Source organism: Nocardia uniformis NBRC 13702 (genome assembly GCF_001613345.1).
Classification (GTDB): Bacteria; Actinomycetota; Actinomycetes; order Mycobacteriales; family Mycobacteriaceae; genus Nocardia; species Nocardia uniformis.
The window spans coordinates 123379-140951 of record NZ_BDCE01000033.1; the positions used below are offsets into that span (position 1 = coordinate 123379).

The window sequence follows — 17573 nt, forward strand, 5'->3', positions numbered from 1 at the left end:
TCCACATGTCCCCCAGAGCCATTCATATCCTCGGCGGCAGCCAAACCGATTTCGCCCTCAACTGGCACCGCGCCGGACGAGAATTCGACGCACTCGTCGGCGAAACCATCGAGCGCACACTGCACAACGCGCGCATCGATCCGGCCGACATCGGCGTCGTGCATGTGGGCAATGCCTTCGGGCAGCTGTTCACCGGCCAGGGCCAGCTCGGCGGTATGCCCGCCACGGTGCTGCCCGAGCTGTGGGGTATTCCCGCCAGCCGTCACGAGGCCGCCTGCGCCTCCGGCAGTATGGCTGTACTCGCCGCCATGGCGGATCTCGAATCCGGCCGCTACGACTGCGCACTGGTAATCGGTGCGGAGTTGGAGAAGACCGTGCCCGGCGCACAGGCCGCCCGCTATCTGGGGGCTGCCGCCTGGGCCGGACACGAAGCCCACGACACCGACTTCGTGTGGCCGACCATGTTCGCGGCCATTACCGACGAATACGACCGTCGCTACGGGCTCGACGCGGCCCACCTGCGCGCCATCAGCGAGCTCAATATCGGCAATGCCCGCACCAATCCCCTTGCCCAGACGCGTTCCTGGGACTTCACCGCCGAGAGTTTCGCCGACGATGACACCGCCAACCCGCCGGTAGCCGGGCGACTACGGCGTCAGGACTGTAGCCAGATGACCGACGGCGCTGCCGCCGTCGTACTCGTCTCCGATCGGTTCCTCCAGCGCCACAGCACTATTCCGGTCGAACGTCGCGCGGTCATCACCGGTTGGGGTCATCGCACGGTCGGCCTGTCGCTGGAGGCCAAGCTCCGTGCCTCCGCCGACCAGCCCTACGTATTCCCCCATGTGCGCCGGGCAATGCGCGACGCCCTCGACCGCGCGCGCCTCGCCGAAATCACCGAGGTGGACGGCGTGGAGGTACACGACTGCTTCTCCATGTCCGAATACCTCGCCATCGATCACCTCGGTATCACCGCACCGGGCGAGAGCTGGAAGGCCATTGAATCCGGCGACATCGGCCGCGCCGGGGCCCTGCCCGTCAATCCGGGCGGCGGGCTCATCGGCATCGGCCATCCCGTCGGAGCCACCGGCGTGCGCATGCTCCTCGACGCCTACAAACAGGTCACCGGTCAGGCCGGGGAGAGCCAGGTGGAGGGGGCGCGACGCTTCGCCACCTGCAATATCGGCGGCAGTGCCACCACCGTGGCGGGATTCGTCGTCGAAGCCGCCTAGACCGGTTGCGCCGGACCCTGGATCGTCGAATTGCGGCCCCAGATGAACCACGTGACCGGACCGAGGAACGGGAAGGCCAGCATGAGCAGAATCCATACGGCCTTACCGCCGGATTGGTAATTGCCGGAACGGAATACGCTCACCACGCCCGCGATGAAGAGGACGATACCGGCGAGCACAAATGCGATTCCCGCGATAGCGAGGGCGATGGAACCGGCCGTTTCACCCGTACTGGCGAGCGTGGCGGCGGAGGCGAGAGTCATTGTTGTCATGATTATGAGCCTAAGAAACCAACCGGTTTTGACACATCCGGTATCAGCCCTGAAGTTATTCTCGCCGGGATGAGTCGCAGGTCGTACATCGAAAGGATTACACACCCTGAACTCGGGCGTTCTCCGGCCGCTGGAATGATCGCAAGCGTGCGAGTACTGGTGCAGCGGGTCAGTTCGGCGCAGGTGACCGTGGAGGGCGAGGTCGTCGGACGGATCGATCCCGCCGCCCACGGTGCACCCCAGGGCCTCGTAGCGCTCGTCGGTATCACGCACAGCGATACCGAAGCCACCGCCAAAGCCCTGGCTGACAAGCTCTATCGCCTGCGCATCCTCGATGGGGAGCGCGCTGCCGCCGACCTGAACGCCCCGATCCTGGTGATCAGCCAGTTCACCCTCTACGCCGATACCGCCAAGGGCCGTCGCCCGTCCTGGTCGGCCGCCGCGCCCGGTTCCGTCGCCGAACCGCTGGTCGATAGTTTCGCCAGAACTTTGCGTGAACTCGGAGCGACGGTGGAGACCGGGCGATTCGGCGCACATATGCAGGTGGAATTGGTGAACGACGGACCGGTCACGCTACTCCTCGAGGCGTGACGCATACTTCGGTAACCTGGCGCTCATGCTCTTGTGGATCAATGGGCCGTTCGGGGGCGGTAAGACCCAGACCGCATACGAACTGCATCGGCGACTGCCGGGCAGCGTGGTGTGTGATCCGGAAATGGTCGGCTACGAACTCACCTGAACCGAATCACGGTGGGCGTCAAGCACATCCGCCTCAGCTGACCTGAACCAGTGCGCGGGTGGCGGGCACCACCTCGGAGGTCCACCGACGAAGTTGGGTTTCGTCCTGAGATTCGGGCCAGAGCACGAAGGTATCGAAACCGGTGCCCTGCGCGAGGTCGGCGAGGATACGTGCCCAGCCCGCCGCGTCCGTGTGGATCGGATCCTCACCGCGCAGGCTCACCGACCCCGGACCATCGGTGACCGTGCCGACGAGCTGCGCCATCCGCATGATGTCGGCGGGGTCGCGGCCCGCGTCGGCGGCGGACTGGGAAATGGTTTCCTGTGCGGCGGACCACTTCTCGTACGGCAGGTAGTGCGGGATCGGGGCGGCCCAGCCGTCGGCGATTCGCCCGGTGAGCGCATTCGCCTTCGGTCCGACACTGCCGAACCAGATCCCGACCGGATGCGCGGGCGCGGGCCCGGACTGCACACCGCTCACCGAGTAGTGCTCACCCCGCACTGTCGCCTTCGCCCCCGGCACCCACATGGCCCGGATAATCGCCGTGGCCTCCTCCAGCGCTTGCAGCGCTTCCGGATTGGTCCGCGACGGCCCGCCCATGGCCGCAATCCCCTGCCAGAAGGCTCCCGCCCCCAGCGCCAGTTCGAATCGCCCACCGCTCACCAGATCCAGCGTCGCCGCCTGCTTCCCCAGCATGGCCGGACCCCGCAGCGGCAGACTGGCCACATCCGGAAACACCCGCAGCCGTTCGGTTTCCGCGAGCACAGTGCTGATCACCGTGAAGGTATCCGCCAGCTCCCCGGCATACGGATGATCCTGAATCCCGAGCAGATCCAGCCCCTCCGCGTCGGCAATCCGCGCCAACCGCCGAATCTCCCCCAGCTGCTCCACCTTCGGCGCCAACTGAATCCCGAACCGCAGCTCCACGTCACTCCCACGTCTCGAACCGAAGGGGGCAGTATCGCATTCCTGCCACGCCTGCTCGTAAGCATCCTCGAGCGCACGGCTACGGAGCAGTTGAATTGCCTTCACGACGGCCGCCGACCGACCCGACAATCCCGTCCGGCACACCTCATCGTCGAGTGTCGCTACATCCTCCTCGGACAGACTCACACTCAGCTTCATACGCACAACGGTACCCAGACAACCGCACCCGCCTCAGCAGAACTGAAGCGGGTGCGGAAAGCGTTGCGCGGAAGACTACTCCGGGCGCAGCGTGAGGATGCGCGGGCCGTCCTCGGTAACGGCGACCGTGTGCTCCCAGTGCGCTGCGCGGGAACCATCCGTGGTGACGACTGTCCAATCGTCTTCCAGCGTCTTGGTTTCCGTGGTACCGAGGGTGAGCATGGGCTCGATGGCCAGCACCGAACCGACCACGAGTTGCGGGCCCTTGCCGGGCTTGCCCTCGTTGGGGAGGAACGGGTCCATATGCATTTCGCGGCCGATGGCGTGACCGCCGTAGCCGTCGACAATGCCGTAGGCGCGGCCGTGTTCGGCCTCCGCGGCGCGGGTGCCGAGTTCGATGGCGTGCGAGACGTCGGTGAGTCGGTTGCCGGGGAGCATGGCGGCGATACCGGCTTCCATGGACATCTTGGTGGCCTCGCTCAGCAGGCGGTCGGCCTCGATGAAGCTGCCCACACCGAAGGTCCAGGCCGAGTCACCGTGCCAGCCGTCGAGAATGGCGCCGCAGTCGATGGAGACCAGGTCTCCCTCGACGAGGACGTCATCGGCGGACGGGATGCCGTGCACTACGCGGTCGTTCACCGAAGAACAGATCGAGCCCGGGAAGCCGTGGTAGCCCTTGAAGGACGGGACGGCCCCGGCCTCCCGAATGAGCTGCTCGGCAACCTCGTCCAGCTCCAGGGTGGAAACCCCGGGCTTGGCGGCGGCGCGCACCGCCACCAGCGCACGGCCGACAATCGCACCGGCCGCCGCCATCGCATCGAGCTCACCGGCGGTGCGGAAAGGCACCACCTTCTTGTTCTTGCGCCCGAAGACCATTCAGCGACCCAGCGCCTGCAGCGCGCGCGTGTTCACGTCGTCGATCTCGCCGACGCCCTCGACCGTCACCACGAGACCGTCGTAGTGCTCGAGCAGCGGTTCGGTCTCCTCGCGGTAGACGCGCATCCGGTTGCGGATGGTCTCCTCGTTGTCATCGGCACGCTTGCGGGCGAGCATGCGCTCCACCACCACGTCCTCGGCAACCACGAAGCAGAGCACCGCGTCCAGCTTCTTGCTGTCCTGCAGCAGCATCTTCTCCAGCGCCTCGGCCTGGTCGATGGTGCGCGGGTAGCCGTCCAGCACAAAACCGTTCGCCGCGTCGGGCTCGGCAATGCGGGCCTCGACCATGCGATTGGTCACATCGCTGGGAACCAGGTTCCCGGCATCCATGTACTTCTGTGCTTCGCGGCCCAACGCGGTCTGCTGGCTGATATTCGCGCGGAAGAGATCCCCCGTCGAGATGTGCGGCACACCCAGCTTTTCCGACAGCAGCACGGCCTGCGTTCCCTTGCCGGCACCGGGCGGTCCGAGCAGAACAACTCTCACTTGAGGAACCCTTCGTAATTTCGATTCATCAACTGGCTCTCGATCTGCTTCACGGTATCGAGGCCGACGCTCACGATGATCAGCACCGCGGTGCCACCGAATGCCATACCGATCGAGCCGCCGGTGCCCCCGCCCATATTGAGGAAGACGTTCGGCAAGATCGCCACCGTACCGAGGTAGATGGAACCGGGCAGGGTGATACGGCTGAGCACATAGTTCAGATAGTCGGCGGTCGGCTTACCGGGGCGATACCCCGGAATGAAGCCGCCATACTTCTTCATCTCGTCGGCGCGCTCCTCCGGATTGAAGGTGATCGCGACGTAGAAGTAGGTGAAGAACACGATCAGCGCGAAGTAGATCGAGATATACACCGGGTTATTCGGGTTCACCAGGTACTTCTGGATCTGCTCCTGCCACCACGCGGGGTCACCGCCGGTGTCCTGGGTCAGCTGCGCCACCAGGTTCGGCAGGTACAGCAGCGAGGACGCGAAGATCACCGGGATAACACCGGCCTGGTTCACCTTCAGCGGCAGATAGGTCGAGGAGCCGCCGTACATCTTGCGGCCGACCACGCGCTTGGCGTACTGCACCGGAATCCGGCGCTGGCCCTGCTCCACGAAGATAACGGCGACGATGATGGCGAACACGGCCAGGACAACCAGCGCGAACTTGAGGTGCGAACCGCTGTCCCAGATCATCTTGCCCTCGATCGGGACCCGCGCCACGATGCCGGCGAAGATGAGCAGCGACATGCCGTTACCGACACCGCGCTCGGTGATCTGCTCGCCGAACCACATCACCAACGCCGCACCGGCCGTCATGACCAGCACGATGATGACCATGCCGAAAATACTGGTGTCGTCGAGAATGTCCTTGGGGCAACCCTGCAACAGCTGTCCGCGCGCCGCGAGCGCCACCAGACCGGTGGCCTGCAGAATCGCCAGCGCGACCGACAGGTAGCGGGTGTACTGGGTCATCTTGGACTGACCCGCTTGGCCTTCTTTTTTCAGATCCTCGAATCGCGGGATCACGACGGTCAGCAGCTGGACAATAATGCTCGCCGTGATGTACGGCATGATGCCGATCGCGAACACCGAAAGCTGCAGCAGCGCACCGCCGGAGAAGAGGTTGATGAGCTGGTAGATACCGGCGGAATCACCGCCGTTGACCAGTTCCACACACTCTTGAACATTCTTGTAGCTGACGCCCGGAGAGGGCAGCGCGGCGCCGAAACGGTAGAGCGCGATCAGGCCCAGCGTGAAGAGAATCTTCCGCCGTAAGTCCGGGGTCCGGAAAGCCGACACGAAGGCGGAAAGCACAGATCCTCCTGGCTAACGACATGGGTCAGGCCATGGCTTCAGCGATTATGGGAAACGCCGATTCCCATGACGGTGTTGGCAGACAACACTTGAACTTTAACAGTGGCACCGGACGAGCTCGTCACTCGTCCGGTGCCTCTGTGTTTTCAGCCTACCGTCAGGCCAGCACTGTGGCAGTGCCACCGGCTGCGGCGATCTTCTCCTTGGCGGAACCGGAGAACTTATCGGCGGAAACCTGAACGGCCACACCGATTTCGCCTTCGCCGAGCACCTTCACGAGCTCGTTCTTGCGAACGAGACCGGCGGCGACCAGCTCAGCCTTGCCGATGGTGCCACCCTGGGGGAACCGCTCGGCGATATCGGACACGTTCACGACCTGGTACTCGGTGCGGAACGGGTTGGTGAAGCCCTTGAGCTTGGGCAGACGCATATGCAGCGGCATCTGGCCACCCTCGAAGCGGGCGGGAACATTCTTGCGAGCCTTCGTACCCTTGGTACCGCGGCCCGCGGTCTTACCCTTGGAACCTTCACCGCGACCGACACGGGTCTTCTCGGTCTTGGATCCCGGAGCAGGGCGAAGGTGGTGCAACTTGATGGTCATGCCTATACCTCCTCAACCTGAACGAGGTGGCGCACGGCGTTGATCAGACCACGGTTCTGCGCGTTGTCGTCGCGAACCACCGTCTTGCGGATGCCACGCAGCCCGAGGGTGCGCAGCGAGTTCCGCTGATTCTGCTTGGCGCCGATGCTCGACTTGATCTGTGTGACCTTGAGCTGTGCCATGTCTAGGCCCCCTGTCCCGCGCGTGCACGCAGCATGCCCGCAGGAGCCACATCCTCGATCGGGAGACCGCGACGGGCGGCAACCTCTTCGGGACGCTGCAGCATCTTGAGGGCAGCAACGGTGGCGTGCACGACGTTGATGGCGTTATCGCTACCGAGCGACTTCGCCAGAATGTCGTGGATACCAGCGCACTCCAGCACGGCACGAGCCGCGCCACCGGCGATCACACCGGTACCGGGCGAAGCCGGACGCAGCATGACGACACCGGCCGCCGCCTCACCCTGGACCGGGTGGACGATGGTGGAGCCGATCATCGGGACGCGGAAGAAGCTCTTGCGAGCCTCCTCGACACCCTTCTGGATGGCCGCGGGAACTTCCTTGGCCTTGCCGTAGCCGACGCCGACCAGACCGTTGCCGTCACCGACGATCACGAGGGCGGTGAAGCTGAAGCGACGACCACCCTTCACGACCTTGGAGACGCGGTTGATCGCGACTACGCGCTCGAGATTGTTCTTCTCGGCCGGCTGCTGATCGCGACGATCGCCACGGCCACGGCCGCGGTTGTCGCGGTCGTTGCCACCCGGGCCGCTGTTGTTCTGTCCGGCGGGACCATTGTTTCCGCCGTCACGCCGTTGACGTCCCGGCATCAGACGTTCCTTCCGTTCGCAGTGTTGATCATCAGAACTTCAGCCCACCTTCACGGGCGGCATCGGCGAGCGCCGCGATACGGCCGTGGTAGTCCTTGCCACCACGGTCGAACACGACGGCGTCGACGCCGGCGGCCTTGGCGCGGGCGGCGATGAGCTCGCCGACCTTGGCGCCCTTGGCGGACTTGTCACCCTCGAGCGCACGCACGTCGGCTTCGACGGTCGACGCGGCGGCAAGAGTCTTGCCGATCGAGTCGTCCACGAGCTGAGCGTGCAGGTGCCGCGCCGAACGGTGCACCACCAGGCGCGGACGCTCGGTGGTTCCTTCGATCTTCTTGCGGAGGCGGAAGTGGCGACGCGTCTTGGACAGACGACGCGCGGTCGAGGCATCCGTGCCGATCGGCTTGCGCCGACGTTTCTGGTTCTCAGTTTGTGCCATGGCTTACTTACCCGTCTTTCCGACCTTGCGGCGAACGACCTCACCGGCGTAGCGGATGCCCTTACCCTTGTACGGGTCGGGCTTACGCAGGCCGTGGATCACCGCTGCGATCTGGCCGACCTTCTGCTTGTCGATACCCGAGACCGAGAACTTGGTCGGGGACTCCACCGCGAAGGTGATGCCCTCGGGGGCGTCGATCGGCACCGCGTGGCTGTAGCCCAGGGCGAACTCGAGGTTCGAACCCTTGGCCTGCACGCGGTAACCAACGCCGAAGATTTCCATCTTCTTCTCGTAGCCCTTGGTGACGCCCTCGATCATATTGGCGACCAGGGTGCGGGTCAGGCCGTGCAGCGAGCGGTTCGCACGCTCGTCGTTCGGACGGACGACCTCGAGTTCACCGGTCTCACCCTTGGTGATGACGATGGGCTCGGCGACCACGTGCGACAGGGTGCCCTTGGGACCCTTGACCGACACGCTCTGGCCTTCGATGCTCACCTCGACACCGGCGGGAACCGGAATCGGCTTCTTACCGATACGCGACATTGTTCCTACCTCCCTTACCAGACGTAGGCGAGGACTTCCCCGCCCACACTCTGCTGCTTGGCCTGACGGTCCGTGAGGAGCCCCTGGGACGTGGAGATGATCGCCACGCCGAGGCCACCCAGCACCTTGGGCAGGTTGGTGGATTTCGCGTACACACGAAGACCGGGCTTCGAGACGCGGCGGACACCCTGGAGGGAGCGCTCACGGCTCGGGCCGTACTTGAGGTCGACGATCAGGGTCTGGCCGACAGGCGCCTCTTCGGTGCGGTAGTCGGCGATGTAGCCCTCGCGCTTGAGGATCTCGGCGATATTCGCCTTGAGCTTCGAGTGCGGAGCCTTCACCTGGTCGTGGTACGCCGAGTTGGCGTTGCGCAGACGAGTCAAGAAGTCTGCGATGGGGTCAGTCATGGTCATGTTTTTGACCGTTTACCTTTCTCGCCGCGGTTCCCATACAGCACCGTCACACGGGCGGTCGTGGGCCTACAACGAAGTGGGGTTTGTGCTCGCCGGTTACCCGGCGAACGTTTCTGTCCGACGCCCCGGCTCGAGAGCCGGGGCAGCGGAAAGTCTGTGGGCGACTTACCAAGAAGACTTGTGCACGCCCGGGAGTTCGCCACGGTGGGCCATCTCGCGCAGGCAGATGCGGCACAGGCCGAACTTGCGGTAGACCGCGTGCGGACGGCCGCAGCGCTGGCAGCGGGTGTAACCGCGGACCGCGAACTTCGGCTTGGCGTTGGCCTTGTTGACGAGGGCTTTCTTAGCCATGTGCTCAGTTCTCCTTGAACGGGAAGCCGAGGTGCTTGAGGAGGGCGCGGCCTTCCTCGTTATTGGTCGCCGTGGTCACCACGGTGATGTCCATACCGCGCGGACGATCGATGGAGTCCACGTCGATCTCGTGGAACATCGACTGCTCCGAGAGGCCGAACGTGTAGTTGCCGTTGCCGTCGAACTGCTTCGGCGACAGGCCGCGGAAGTCGCGGATACGCGGCAGCGCGATGGAGATCAGTCGATCCAGGAACTCCCACATGCGGTCGCCGCGCAGGGTGACCTTCGCACCGATCGGCATGCCCTCACGCAGCTTGAACTGCGCGATGGACTTGGTGGCCTTGCGGATCTCGGGCTTCTGACCGGTAATGAGGGTCAGGTCCGCGACAGCGCCGTTGATCAGCTTCGCGTCACGGGCGGCGTCGCCGACACCCATGTTCACGACAACCTTGACCACGCCGGGGATCTGCATGACGTTGTCGTAGTTGAACTCGCTGTTGAGCGCGTCCTTGATCTCGGCGCGGTAGCGCGCCTTGAGGCGCGGCTGCGTCTTGTCTTCAGTGGAGGTCATCAGATGTCCTTCCCGTTGCGACGGGAGATACGAACCCGCTTGCCGTTCTCGTCGGTGCGGTAGCCCACCCGCGTCGGGTTACCGTCGGAGTCGATCACCATCACGTTGGAGGCCTGGATCGGCGCTTCCTGAGTGACGATGCCGCCCGAGCTGGCGCCACGCTGGTTCGCGGAGTCCGCGACATGCTTCTTGATCCGGTTGACGCCCTCGACCAGGAGCTTGCCGGTCGCCGGGAAGGCCTGAATGACCTTGCCCTTGGCGCCCTTGTCCTTACCCGAGACGACAAGCACGGTATCGCCCTTGTGCACCTTCATTTAGAGCACCTCCGGGGCCAGCGAAACGATCTTCATGAACTTCTTCTCGCGCAGCTCGCGGCCGACCGGGCCGAAGATGCGGGTGCCGCGCGGATCGTTGTCCGGCTTGATCAGCACTGCCGCGTTCTCGTCGAAACGGATGTACGAGCCGTCCGGGCGGCGGCGCTCCTTGACGGTGCGCACGACGACGGCCTTGACGACCTCGCCCTTCTTGACGTTGCCACCGGGGATGGCGTCTTTCACGGTAGCGACGATGATGTCGCCGATACCGGCATAGCGACGCGACGAACCGCCGAGCACGCGGATGCAGAGGATTTCCTTAGCACCCGTGTTGTCGGCGACGCGCAGTCGCGACTCTTGCTGAATCACTTCAGCTCCTCCTAGACCTGGACGTTATGCACGCCGGATTGCCGACCCGACGGGCATGGTCAGTTACCCTTCAAACGCGCGCCTGCCAGCGGTTTTATCCGATCTGGGAAGACCAACCACTGTGGGTTCGCGGCCGAAGTGCGGGCATAGCTCCCGCAGGCAACCGTACGAGTGTAGCTAAACCCCAGGTCGTGGCAAAATCCGCCTCCCCGAAACTTCAGCGCCCGACTCAGAGCCGTCTTCCGTTTTGCACGCGTGCCGGCGGTCATGTGCCGAACCGATTCTGGGCGTACCCAGGGAGTTACCCCGATCCTCACGAAATCAGTTGTCGCCAATGCCACAAGACGGCAGGTAACCTTCGCGATCGAGCAATCAACGAGCTACCTACGTATGGCATCCGAAGAGGAGTCCCGTGAGTTCGCCGGAGCATTCGTTCGCCCTCGACCGTCGCACCCTGCTGAAGGCTCTCGGCCTGGTTCCCGCCGTGGTACTACTGCCGTCGTGTACACCCGAGAAACCTGGCCAACCGGCCGGTCCGGATCTCTCGGGCGCGGATCCGGCTATCCGGCCGCAGGACGATCTCTATCGGTTCGTCAATGGCAAATGGCTGGAGAACTACAGGCTGCCGCCGGATAAGACGTCGTACGGGACCTTCGCCGAGGTCCAGGAGCGGACCGAGGCGCAGCTGCGCGAGATCGTGGAGGCGATTCGCGATCCCAAGGGTGGGAGCTCCGAACAGCAGATTCGCGATCTCTACGACGCCTATCTCGATACCGCCGAGATCGACGCGGTCGGGATGGCGCCACTGGCACCGCTGCTGGGCAGGATCGACGCGGCGGGCGCGAAATCCGATCTGGCCCTGGTGATGGGGCAGTTGCCGATCGACGGGTTGCTCGGGCTCGGGGTGGGGGTGGACGACCGGAACGCCACGGCGAATATCGCGAGTATCAGCCAATCGGGGGTCGGGCTGCCCGAGCAGTACTTCCGCCAGCCGCAGTACGCCGATATTCTCGCGGCCTACCGGACCTATCTGGAGCGCATTGCCGCCGGAGCCGGCTTCGCCGATCCGGTCGCCATGGCCGGGCGGGTATTCGAGCTGGAGCAGGCCGTCGCGGCCGGATTCTGGGATAACGTCCGCAATCGCGATCCGCAGGCCACCTATAACCGGATGAGCTGGGCTGAGCTGACCGCACTGGGTCCGCAATTCGATTGGGACCCTTGGCTTTCCGGCCACACCGATCGAGCGAAGGAACTGTTCGGCACCGTGGTGGTGCGGCAACCGTCCTTCGTGACCGCGGCGGCGGGGCTGTGGGGTGAGGCCGACATCGCCACCTGGCGCGATTACCTCCGGCTGAGCCTGGTACGCAACTGGGCCGACTATCTGAAATCCGATATCGCCGATGCCGATTTCGACTTCTACGACCGGGAGCTGGGCGGTCAGCGGGAGCGGCCGCAGCGGTGGAAGTCCGGCATCGGCGTGCTGAATGCGAATCTCGGTATGCCGCTCGGGAAAACTTATGTGGCGCAGCACTTTCCAGCACAGTCCAAGCAGCGGGTGCAGGATCTGGTCGACGATCTCTTCACGGCCTATCGGGTCAACTTCGGCGATTCCGATTGGATGTCGCCGCCCACCCGGGATGCCGCCGTCGCCAAACTCGACAAGATCAATACCAAGATCGGGTATCCGGACCGGTGGGAGGACTACTCCCCGATCACCATCACCCGCGGCAAGCTGCTCGAATCACTCTTCGCCGTCAATACTTTCGAAGCGGGGCGGATGTTCGCCAAGCTGGGCGAGCCGGTCGACAAGTCCGAATGGGGTATGCCGCCGCAGACGGTGAATGCCTACTACGAGCCCACCCGTAATGAGATCGTCTTCCCGGCGGCCATTCTCCAGGCCCCGTTCTTCGATGCCGATGCCGCAGCGGCGGTGAACTACGGCGGGATCGGCGCGGTCATCGGCCACGAGATCGGCCACGGCTTCGACGATCAAGGGTCGCTCTACGACGGGGACGGGAATCTGCACGACTGGTGGACGCCGGAGGACCGGGCCGCCTTCGAAGCCAAGACGAAGCGGCTGATCGACCAGTACGACGCGTTGGTGCCCACCGGGCTGCCGTCGAGCGAGCACGTCAACGGGGCGCTCACCGTCGGCGAGAATCTGGCCGATCTGCGTGGGCTCGGGATCGCGTTGGCCGCCTACGGCATCGCGGAACAGCGCGACGGCGCGGATCGGATCGACTACACGGCCATGTTCGAATCATGGGGGCGGATCTGGCGGATTCAGCTCACACCCCAGTACGCCGAAACCCTGCTGGCCGAAGATCCGCACGCACCAGGTGAATTCCGATGCAACCAGACGGTGCGCAATCTGCCGGAGTTCTACGCCACCTTCGATGTGAAAGACGGCGATAGGGAGTGGCTCGCACCGGATCAGCGGATCACGCTCTGATCCCGGCTCCGCTCGTCCGACCACCCCCGCCGCGAGGACGCCGGTAGCCTCGTGCCGGAGCACAGCCATGGTGCGGCACCGCCGCACGTTCAGAGAGGGGTCCGCGTGACATCGTCCGGTCCGATCCGATTCGATCGCCGCGCCTTCCTCGTGGCGCTCGGGCTCGCGCCCGCCGCCGCGTGGGTGGCGTCCTGCGGTACCGACGAGTCACCGAGTACGACCTCGACCAGTACGACCCTGAACGGTCCCGATCTCTCTGGTGCCGATCCTGCCGTTCGGCCGCAGGACGATCTGTACCGCAGCGTCAATGGCAAGTGGCTGAAGGAGTATCAGCTGCCGCCGGACAAGGTGTCGTTCGGGACCTTCGATGAGGTCGGCGAACGGGTCGAGGCGCAACTGCGCGACATCATCGACGGTATCTCCGATCCGAAGGCCGGGACCGAGGCGCAGCAGATCCGCGACCTCTACGACGCGCGGATGGACCTGGACGAGATCGAACGTCTCGGGATGACGCCGCTGGAGGATATGTTCGCGCAGATCGACAAGGCGGCGGACAAGTCGGAGCTGGCGAAGGTCATGGGCGCGCTGCCGATCGGCGGGCTCATCGGACTGGGCGTCAGCATCGACCGCAAGAACTCCAGCGCGTACGTGGCAGCGGTGGGACAGTCGGGCCTCGGCCTGAGTGAGCAGTACTACCGCAAGCCCGAATACGCGGACAAGCTCGCCGGATACAAGATCTTCCTGGAGAGCATCGCCAAGGGCGCGGGGTTCGCCGATCCGACCGGAATGTCGACTCGCGTGGTGGATCTGGAGACCCGGATCGCCTCCGGATTCTGGGATAACGTGCGCAACCGCAACTCCGAGGCCACCTACAACAAAATGCGGTGGAGTGAAATGGCCGCACTCGGGCCCCAGTTCGACTGGGATCCGTGGTTCTCCGGCAATACCGATCGGCCCAAGGACCTGTTCGACACGGTGATCGTCAGCCAGCCGTCCTACATCACGCACGCGGCCGGACTGTGGCACGACGTGGATCTCGACGTGTGGCGCGACTATCTGAAGCTCTACCTGGTGCGGCAGTACGCGCGCTTTCTGCCGAAGGCCATCTGGGAGGCCAATTTCGAGTTCTTCGGCAGGGTGATGAGCGGTCTGGAACAGCGGCCCGAACTCTGGAAGTCGGCGGTCGCCACCGTGGACAGCAATCTGGGCGAGCAGCTCGGAAAGCTGTATGTGGACAAGCACTTCCCGCCGGAAGCCAAGGATCGCGCCATGGAGATGGTGGACGATATGAAGGCCGCATACCGGGACAATTTCCGCAATTCCACCTGGATGGCACCGGCCACCCGCGACGCCGCCCTCGTCAAACTCGAGAAGATGAATGCCAAGATCGGCTACCCGGATAAGTGGGAGGACTACTCCGAGCTGACCATCACCCGCGGCAAGCTCATCGAATCCCTGCGCGCGGTAGGCACTTTCGATGTCAAGCGGATGTTCGAGCGGCTGGGCACCCCGGTCGACAAGACCGAGTGGAGCGCGGCACCGCAGACCGTGAACGCCTTCTACTCCCCCGTCTACAACGAGATCGTCTTCCCGGCCGCCTTCCTGCAACCGCCGTTCTTCGACAAGGACGCCGCGGCGGCGGTGAACTACGGCGCGGGCGGCGCGGTCATCGGCCACGAGATCGGCCACGGCTTCGACGATCAGGGCTCGAAGTACGATGCCGACGGCAATCTGAAGGACTGGTGGACACCCGAGGACCGCGTGGCCTTCGAGGAGCGCACCACGAAGCTGGTCGACCAGTACAACGCGCTGGTTCCCGAGGGCCTCAACCCCGACCAACATGTCAATGGCGAACTGACTGTCGGTGAGAACGTGGCCGATGTGCGCGGCCTGCAGATGTCCCTCGCCGCCCTCGCCATTGCCGAAAAGCGCCGTGGCGTGGACACACCCGACTACCGACCCATGTTCGAAGCCTGGGCCCGCAACTGGCGCGACAAGTCGACCACGCAGTACACCGAGAACCTGCTCGCCAATGACACCCATGCCCCCAACGAATTCCGCGCCAACCAGGTGGTGCGCAACCTGACGCAGTTCTACGCCACCCTCGAGGTGCGCGATACCGACAAGCTGTTCCTCCCCGAGGATCAGCGCGTCACGTTCTGATCCCCGTCCGTCCGCTCCTCCACCAGCTTGCGCGGTGCGGCCTGCCGCCACGAATCCTCGATGATGGCCTCGAGCTCCTCGCCGTCATCGAGGGCGGCGAGCCGCACCCGCACCCATGCGTTGTAGGCCTCGTGGGCGGCGATCCAGAACTTCTCCGGCTCCGCCGCCACCAGCTCGTCCCGATCGATGATCGGACACTTCACCGCGATGGAGGTCTCCCCCTCGGGCAAGGTCAGAAACAGCTTCCCCGCCACCCGGAACGTGGGCATCTGCCACTCGAAGCCCTCACGCACCTCGGGCAGCGCAAGCGCCACCGCCCGAACCTCATCACCGGTCACCGTCATGCTGCGATGTTCTCAGGCGCGTCCGACAACCGAGAAACTCGGCAGCTGGGCCTCGCACCGACCGAGGCCGAGCAGCTTCAGCGGGCGAGGTCAGCAAGGGCGATGTCGCCGACTACGACACGTTCCATGTGCAGAGCTGGGCCGCGTTGGAGAGCATGCAGGCGATATTCCCGGACGTGGGCGTCGAGGCGGAACTCGAGAATTTCGTCGATCTCGTATTTGGCGTTGAGGACGACAACCAGGTACAGCGGGATGCCCACGCGCGCGTACTGCGCCTTTTTGTCGAGCAGGTCCTCCTCAACGGTAGACGGGGAGGAGACCTCGACGACGATCAGGGCATCGGAGGCTTCCGGCTTCGCACCGCGTTCTTCCAGGCAGCGATAGACGACTACGTCCGGGCGGCGGAACGTGAACCTGGGGATCCGCCACAGGACGACATCAATATCGGTCTCCACCCGGATACATGGCTCAGTACTCGGCAGCTCTTCCAAAGCCCCGGCCAATCTGCGCGCGACTCGATTGTGCTCGGGGCTCGGCGATTCGCACACGATCACATGGCCGTGCACAATCTCAATATCTCGGGAGATGTCCTCGGGCAGCAGCCGGTACTGTTCCTCGGTCATCGAGTGCGGAAGCGAATCCACCGGCTGGATCGTCATGAGTGCAGCTTACCCAGCGCGTGGGACGACGTTCGGCTATCAGCGCGAGACCGCCGGGGTGCCGAGGATCATGCTGCCCACATTGCACTCCTCCAGTTCGTCGACACCGGTGGCGGCGGTGAAGGCGGCGGTATCGCTGAAGCCCTGGGCGACCGTGCCCAGGCCCATGGCGGTGGCGGTCAGGTAGACGGTCTGCATGAGGACGCCCACGTGCTTGAGGATATTGGCGTAGGCGACCTGTTCGTAGCCCCACATGACCCGGCCCGCTCGGGCCGACATCAGGAGAACGGCCTGGGGTTCGGCCGCTTCGGCCAGGGTGGCGGAGGTGGTGCGAACGAGGCGTCGCACCGCTGCGGAATCCGCGGGCGCGACCAGGTGGAGGGCGTGGTCGTGCGAGTTGTAGTGGTACATGCCGGGGGCCAGACCCGCTACGTGGCGGATGACCGGGTAGAGCTCGAGTTCGTGCACGCTGCCGCCGGAGGGGTAGGGGCGAGACGGGAGTTCTTCTCCGGTGTCGGTGGTTTCGACCGAGCGGGTGCGGGCGGCGCGGTAGAGGAGTTCGGCCAGTTGGGCCAGGGTGAGCGGGTTGGTGTCGTCGAAGGCACGGCAGGAGCGGCGGTTCTCGATGACGGTGGTCAGCGAGGGGTCGGCGGTGCGCAGCGCGTCCAGGTCCGGGACGGGTAGGGCGATGGGGTCGCTCGGGTAGTTCGGCCTGCGGGCCGGGAGCGGGTCGAATTCGGTCTTCGCCCATTTGGTCGGACCGAAATGTTCCCAGGTCACCACGCGCGGGCCGAGGGTGCTGCGGCGATGGAACCACAGATCGGGGGCGCTCCAGCCACGGGTGGTGAAGGACTTGTCCTCGGCGGCGGCATCGGCGACGGTGAAGCCGCCCCAGCGCAGGTCCGCCGCCAGGCGGGCCGAAAGCTGTTCGGACAGGCCGATTTCGACGGCGTCCAGGCCGCCGGTCAGGGCCAACAGCCGGGGATCGTGAATGCGCAGGTCACACCATGAGACGGGGTGTTCGACCACGATGCCGTCCGAATCACGGTGGATCACCGTGAATTTCGACAGCACCGGGGAGCCGCCTGCCGTGGGCCGCACGGGCGGCGTGGCGAACGGACGGATGGTGTAGAGCTCGCGGTCGCCTTCGCAGACGGTGACCGCCAGCCAGCCAGCGGCGGTGAGACGTTCCAGCAGGTCCGTCACCTCGGTCGAATCGGCGACCAGCGGACCGCGATTGAGTGCCTTCAGCGCGTCCAGCTGGGCCGGGGCGAGCCCGGTGAGCTTCTGCTTCTGCGGCGGGTTGAGCAGCACCGCGCCGCCGGGGACGGTCAGGCAGGTGACGCCTTCGCGCAGTGCGTATCTGGTGTGGATGGCGATGGTGGACAACCCGCGCGGCCTTTCGACTTCGGTGCG

General features: G+C 64.8%; 23 protein-coding genes. 5 read left to right on the forward strand and 18 right to left on the reverse strand.

The genetic code is table 11. The features are described 5' to 3' along the window. Nucleotides 1-5 precede the first annotated feature (5 nt). Entirely contained in the window at nucleotides 6-1232 is a 1227-nt protein-coding gene (locus tag NU1_RS09395) for an acetyl-CoA acetyltransferase (RefSeq protein ID WP_067519427.1), read from the forward strand. On the opposite strand, the gene NU1_RS09400 is transcribed toward NU1_RS09395, so the two are convergent. Further along, entirely contained in the window at nucleotides 1229-1504 is a 276-nt protein-coding gene (locus NU1_RS09400; RefSeq protein WP_245720026.1) for a PLD nuclease N-terminal domain-containing protein, read from the reverse strand. The genes NU1_RS09395 and NU1_RS09400 overlap by 4 nt on opposite strands. A 147-nt stretch (nucleotides 1505-1651) precedes the next feature. Here NU1_RS09400 and dtd point away from each other — a divergent pair, with 147 nt between their 5' ends. Then, nucleotides 1652-2095, forward strand: a complete 444-nt coding sequence (gene dtd / locus NU1_RS09405) for a D-aminoacyl-tRNA deacylase (protein WP_067519488.1) — start codon at nucleotides 1652-1654, stop codon at nucleotides 2093-2095. 25 nt (nucleotides 2096-2120) lie between these two features. Continuing rightward, nucleotides 2121-2243 (forward strand): hypothetical protein, encoded by a 123-nt coding sequence (locus NU1_RS43120; RefSeq protein WP_281221094.1) that lies wholly within the window; start codon nucleotides 2121-2123, stop codon nucleotides 2241-2243. A gap of 33 nt (nucleotides 2244-2276) precedes the next feature. On the opposite strand, the gene NU1_RS09410 is transcribed toward NU1_RS43120, so the two are convergent. The 14 genes from NU1_RS09410 to rplN form a co-directional block, all read right to left on the reverse strand. Continuing rightward, on the reverse strand, nucleotides 2277-3368 hold the full coding sequence (locus NU1_RS09410; RefSeq protein ID WP_245720027.1) for an LLM class flavin-dependent oxidoreductase: 1092 nt from the start codon (nucleotides 3366-3368) through the stop codon (nucleotides 2277-2279). A gap of 75 nt (nucleotides 3369-3443) precedes the next feature. Beyond that, on the reverse strand, nucleotides 3444-4244 hold the full coding sequence (gene map, locus NU1_RS09415; RefSeq protein WP_067519429.1) for a type I methionyl aminopeptidase: 801 nt from the start codon (nucleotides 4242-4244) through the stop codon (nucleotides 3444-3446). Further along, complete coding sequence (locus NU1_RS09420; RefSeq protein ID WP_067519431.1) at nucleotides 4245-4790, reverse strand: adenylate kinase; 546 nt, start codon at nucleotides 4788-4790, stop codon at nucleotides 4245-4247. Further along, nucleotides 4787-6109, reverse strand: a complete 1323-nt coding sequence (gene secY / locus NU1_RS09425; RefSeq protein WP_067519433.1) for a preprotein translocase subunit SecY — start codon at nucleotides 6107-6109, stop codon at nucleotides 4787-4789. The genes NU1_RS09420 and secY overlap by 4 nt, the downstream gene beginning before the upstream one ends. 157 nt (nucleotides 6110-6266) lie before the next feature. Beyond that, on the reverse strand, nucleotides 6267-6710 hold the full coding sequence (gene rplO, locus NU1_RS09430) for a 50S ribosomal protein L15 (protein ID WP_067519435.1): 444 nt from the start codon (nucleotides 6708-6710) through the stop codon (nucleotides 6267-6269). A gap of 2 nt (nucleotides 6711-6712) precedes the next feature. After that, nucleotides 6713-6892: a 50S ribosomal protein L30 gene (rpmD, locus tag NU1_RS09435; RefSeq protein ID WP_067519437.1), complete on the reverse strand. Its 180-nt coding sequence runs from the start codon at nucleotides 6890-6892 to the stop codon at nucleotides 6713-6715. A 2-nt stretch (nucleotides 6893-6894) separates the two neighbouring features. Continuing rightward, on the reverse strand, nucleotides 6895-7539 hold the full coding sequence (rpsE, locus tag NU1_RS09440) for a 30S ribosomal protein S5 (protein ID WP_067519441.1): 645 nt from the start codon (nucleotides 7537-7539) through the stop codon (nucleotides 6895-6897). 31 nt (nucleotides 7540-7570) lie between these two features. Further along, entirely contained in the window at nucleotides 7571-7978 is a 408-nt protein-coding gene (gene rplR, locus NU1_RS09445) for a 50S ribosomal protein L18 (protein ID WP_067519443.1), read from the reverse strand. Nucleotides 7979-7981: 3 nt separating this feature from the next. Next, a complete protein-coding gene (gene rplF / locus NU1_RS09450; protein ID WP_067519445.1) occupies nucleotides 7982-8521 on the reverse strand; it encodes a 50S ribosomal protein L6 in 540 nt (179 codons plus the stop codon). A 14-nt stretch (nucleotides 8522-8535) separates the two neighbouring features. Next, nucleotides 8536-8934, reverse strand: coding sequence for a 30S ribosomal protein S8 (gene rpsH, locus NU1_RS09455; protein WP_067519447.1), 399 nt, complete (start codon nucleotides 8932-8934; stop codon nucleotides 8536-8538). 165 nt (nucleotides 8935-9099) lie between these two features. Next, nucleotides 9100-9285 (reverse strand): type Z 30S ribosomal protein S14, encoded by a 186-nt coding sequence (locus tag NU1_RS09460; RefSeq protein ID WP_067519449.1) that lies wholly within the window; start codon nucleotides 9283-9285, stop codon nucleotides 9100-9102. Nucleotides 9286-9289: 4 nt separating this feature from the next. Next, on the reverse strand, nucleotides 9290-9856 hold the full coding sequence (rplE, locus tag NU1_RS09465) for a 50S ribosomal protein L5 (protein ID WP_067519450.1): 567 nt from the start codon (nucleotides 9854-9856) through the stop codon (nucleotides 9290-9292). Further along, a complete protein-coding gene (gene rplX / locus NU1_RS09470; RefSeq protein WP_067519452.1) occupies nucleotides 9856-10170 on the reverse strand; it encodes a 50S ribosomal protein L24 in 315 nt (104 codons plus the stop codon). The genes rplE and rplX overlap by 1 nt, the downstream gene beginning before the upstream one ends. Next, nucleotides 10171-10539, reverse strand: coding sequence for a 50S ribosomal protein L14 (gene rplN, locus NU1_RS09475; RefSeq protein ID WP_067519454.1), 369 nt, complete (start codon nucleotides 10537-10539; stop codon nucleotides 10171-10173). Nucleotides 10540-10951: 412 nt separating this feature from the next. On the opposite strand from rplN, the gene NU1_RS09480 reads away from it, so the two are divergent. Together NU1_RS09480 and NU1_RS09485 are read left to right on the forward strand one after the other, a co-directional pair. After that, nucleotides 10952-12991: a M13 family metallopeptidase gene (locus tag NU1_RS09480; protein WP_067519456.1), complete on the forward strand. Its 2040-nt coding sequence runs from the start codon at nucleotides 10952-10954 to the stop codon at nucleotides 12989-12991. A 105-nt stretch (nucleotides 12992-13096) separates the two neighbouring features. After that, complete coding sequence (locus tag NU1_RS09485) at nucleotides 13097-15154, forward strand: M13 family metallopeptidase (protein WP_084521126.1); 2058 nt, start codon at nucleotides 13097-13099, stop codon at nucleotides 15152-15154. Here the strand turns inward: NU1_RS09485 and NU1_RS09490 are convergent. From NU1_RS09490 to NU1_RS09500, 3 genes are all read right to left on the reverse strand, one after another. Then, the gene (locus NU1_RS09490) at nucleotides 15136-15498 is read right to left on the reverse strand and encodes an MmcQ/YjbR family DNA-binding protein (RefSeq protein WP_067519458.1); all 363 of its coding nucleotides are present in this window, start codon (nucleotides 15496-15498) and stop codon (nucleotides 15136-15138) included. The two genes, NU1_RS09485 and NU1_RS09490, sit on opposite strands and share 19 nt — an antisense overlap. 77 nt (nucleotides 15499-15575) lie before the next feature. Next, nucleotides 15576-16157 carry a Uma2 family endonuclease gene (locus tag NU1_RS09495; protein ID WP_067519460.1) on the reverse strand — a complete coding sequence of 194 codons (582 nt, stop codon included), beginning with the start codon at nucleotides 16155-16157 and terminating at the stop codon, nucleotides 15576-15578. 39 nt (nucleotides 16158-16196) lie between these two features. Further along, complete coding sequence (locus tag NU1_RS09500; RefSeq protein ID WP_212761658.1) at nucleotides 16197-17546, reverse strand: SagB family peptide dehydrogenase; 1350 nt, start codon at nucleotides 17544-17546, stop codon at nucleotides 16197-16199. Between the last annotated feature and the right edge of the window lie 27 nt (nucleotides 17547-17573).

Coding starts and splice junctions, on each gene's coding strand:
- rplR (WP_067519443.1), bottom strand. CDS start 7,978: ATGGCACAAACTGAGAACCAGAAACGTCGGCGCAAGCCGATCGGCACG.
- NU1_RS09400 (WP_245720026.1), bottom strand. CDS start 1,504: ATGACAACAATGACTCTCGCCTCCGCCGCCACGCTCGCCAGTACGGGT.
- map (WP_067519429.1), bottom strand. CDS start 4,244: ATGGTCTTCGGGCGCAAGAACAAGAAGGTGGTGCCTTTCCGCACCGCC.
- rpsH (WP_067519447.1), bottom strand. CDS start 8,934: ATGACCATGACTGACCCCATCGCAGACTTCTTGACTCGTCTGCGCAAC.
- rpsE (WP_067519441.1), bottom strand. CDS start 7,539: ATGCCGGGACGTCAACGGCGTGACGGCGGAAACAATGGTCCCGCCGGA.
- NU1_RS09495 (WP_067519460.1), bottom strand. CDS start 16,157: ATGACGATCCAGCCGGTGGATTCGCTTCCGCACTCGATGACCGAGGAA.
- rplX (WP_067519452.1), bottom strand. CDS start 10,170: ATGAAGGTGCACAAGGGCGATACCGTGCTTGTCGTCTCGGGTAAGGAC.
- rplO (WP_067519435.1), bottom strand. CDS start 6,710: ATGACCATCAAGTTGCACCACCTTCGCCCTGCTCCGGGATCCAAGACC.
- NU1_RS09460 (WP_067519449.1), bottom strand. CDS start 9,285: ATGGCTAAGAAAGCCCTCGTCAACAAGGCCAACGCCAAGCCGAAGTTC.
- NU1_RS09395 (WP_067519427.1), top strand. CDS start 6: ATGTCCCCCAGAGCCATTCATATCCTCGGCGGCAGCCAAACCGATTTC.
- NU1_RS09490 (WP_067519458.1), bottom strand. CDS start 15,498: ATGACGGTGACCGGTGATGAGGTTCGGGCGGTGGCGCTTGCGCTGCCC.
- NU1_RS43120 (WP_281221094.1), top strand. CDS start 2,121: ATGCTCTTGTGGATCAATGGGCCGTTCGGGGGCGGTAAGACCCAGACC.
- rplF (WP_067519445.1), bottom strand. CDS start 8,521: ATGTCGCGTATCGGTAAGAAGCCGATTCCGGTTCCCGCCGGTGTCGAG.
- rplE (WP_067519450.1), bottom strand. CDS start 9,856: ATGACCTCCACTGAAGACAAGACGCAGCCGCGCCTCAAGGCGCGCTAC.
- NU1_RS09410 (WP_245720027.1), bottom strand. CDS start 3,368: ATGAAGCTGAGTGTGAGTCTGTCCGAGGAGGATGTAGCGACACTCGAC.
- rpmD (WP_067519437.1), bottom strand. CDS start 6,892: ATGGCACAGCTCAAGGTCACACAGATCAAGTCGAGCATCGGCGCCAAG.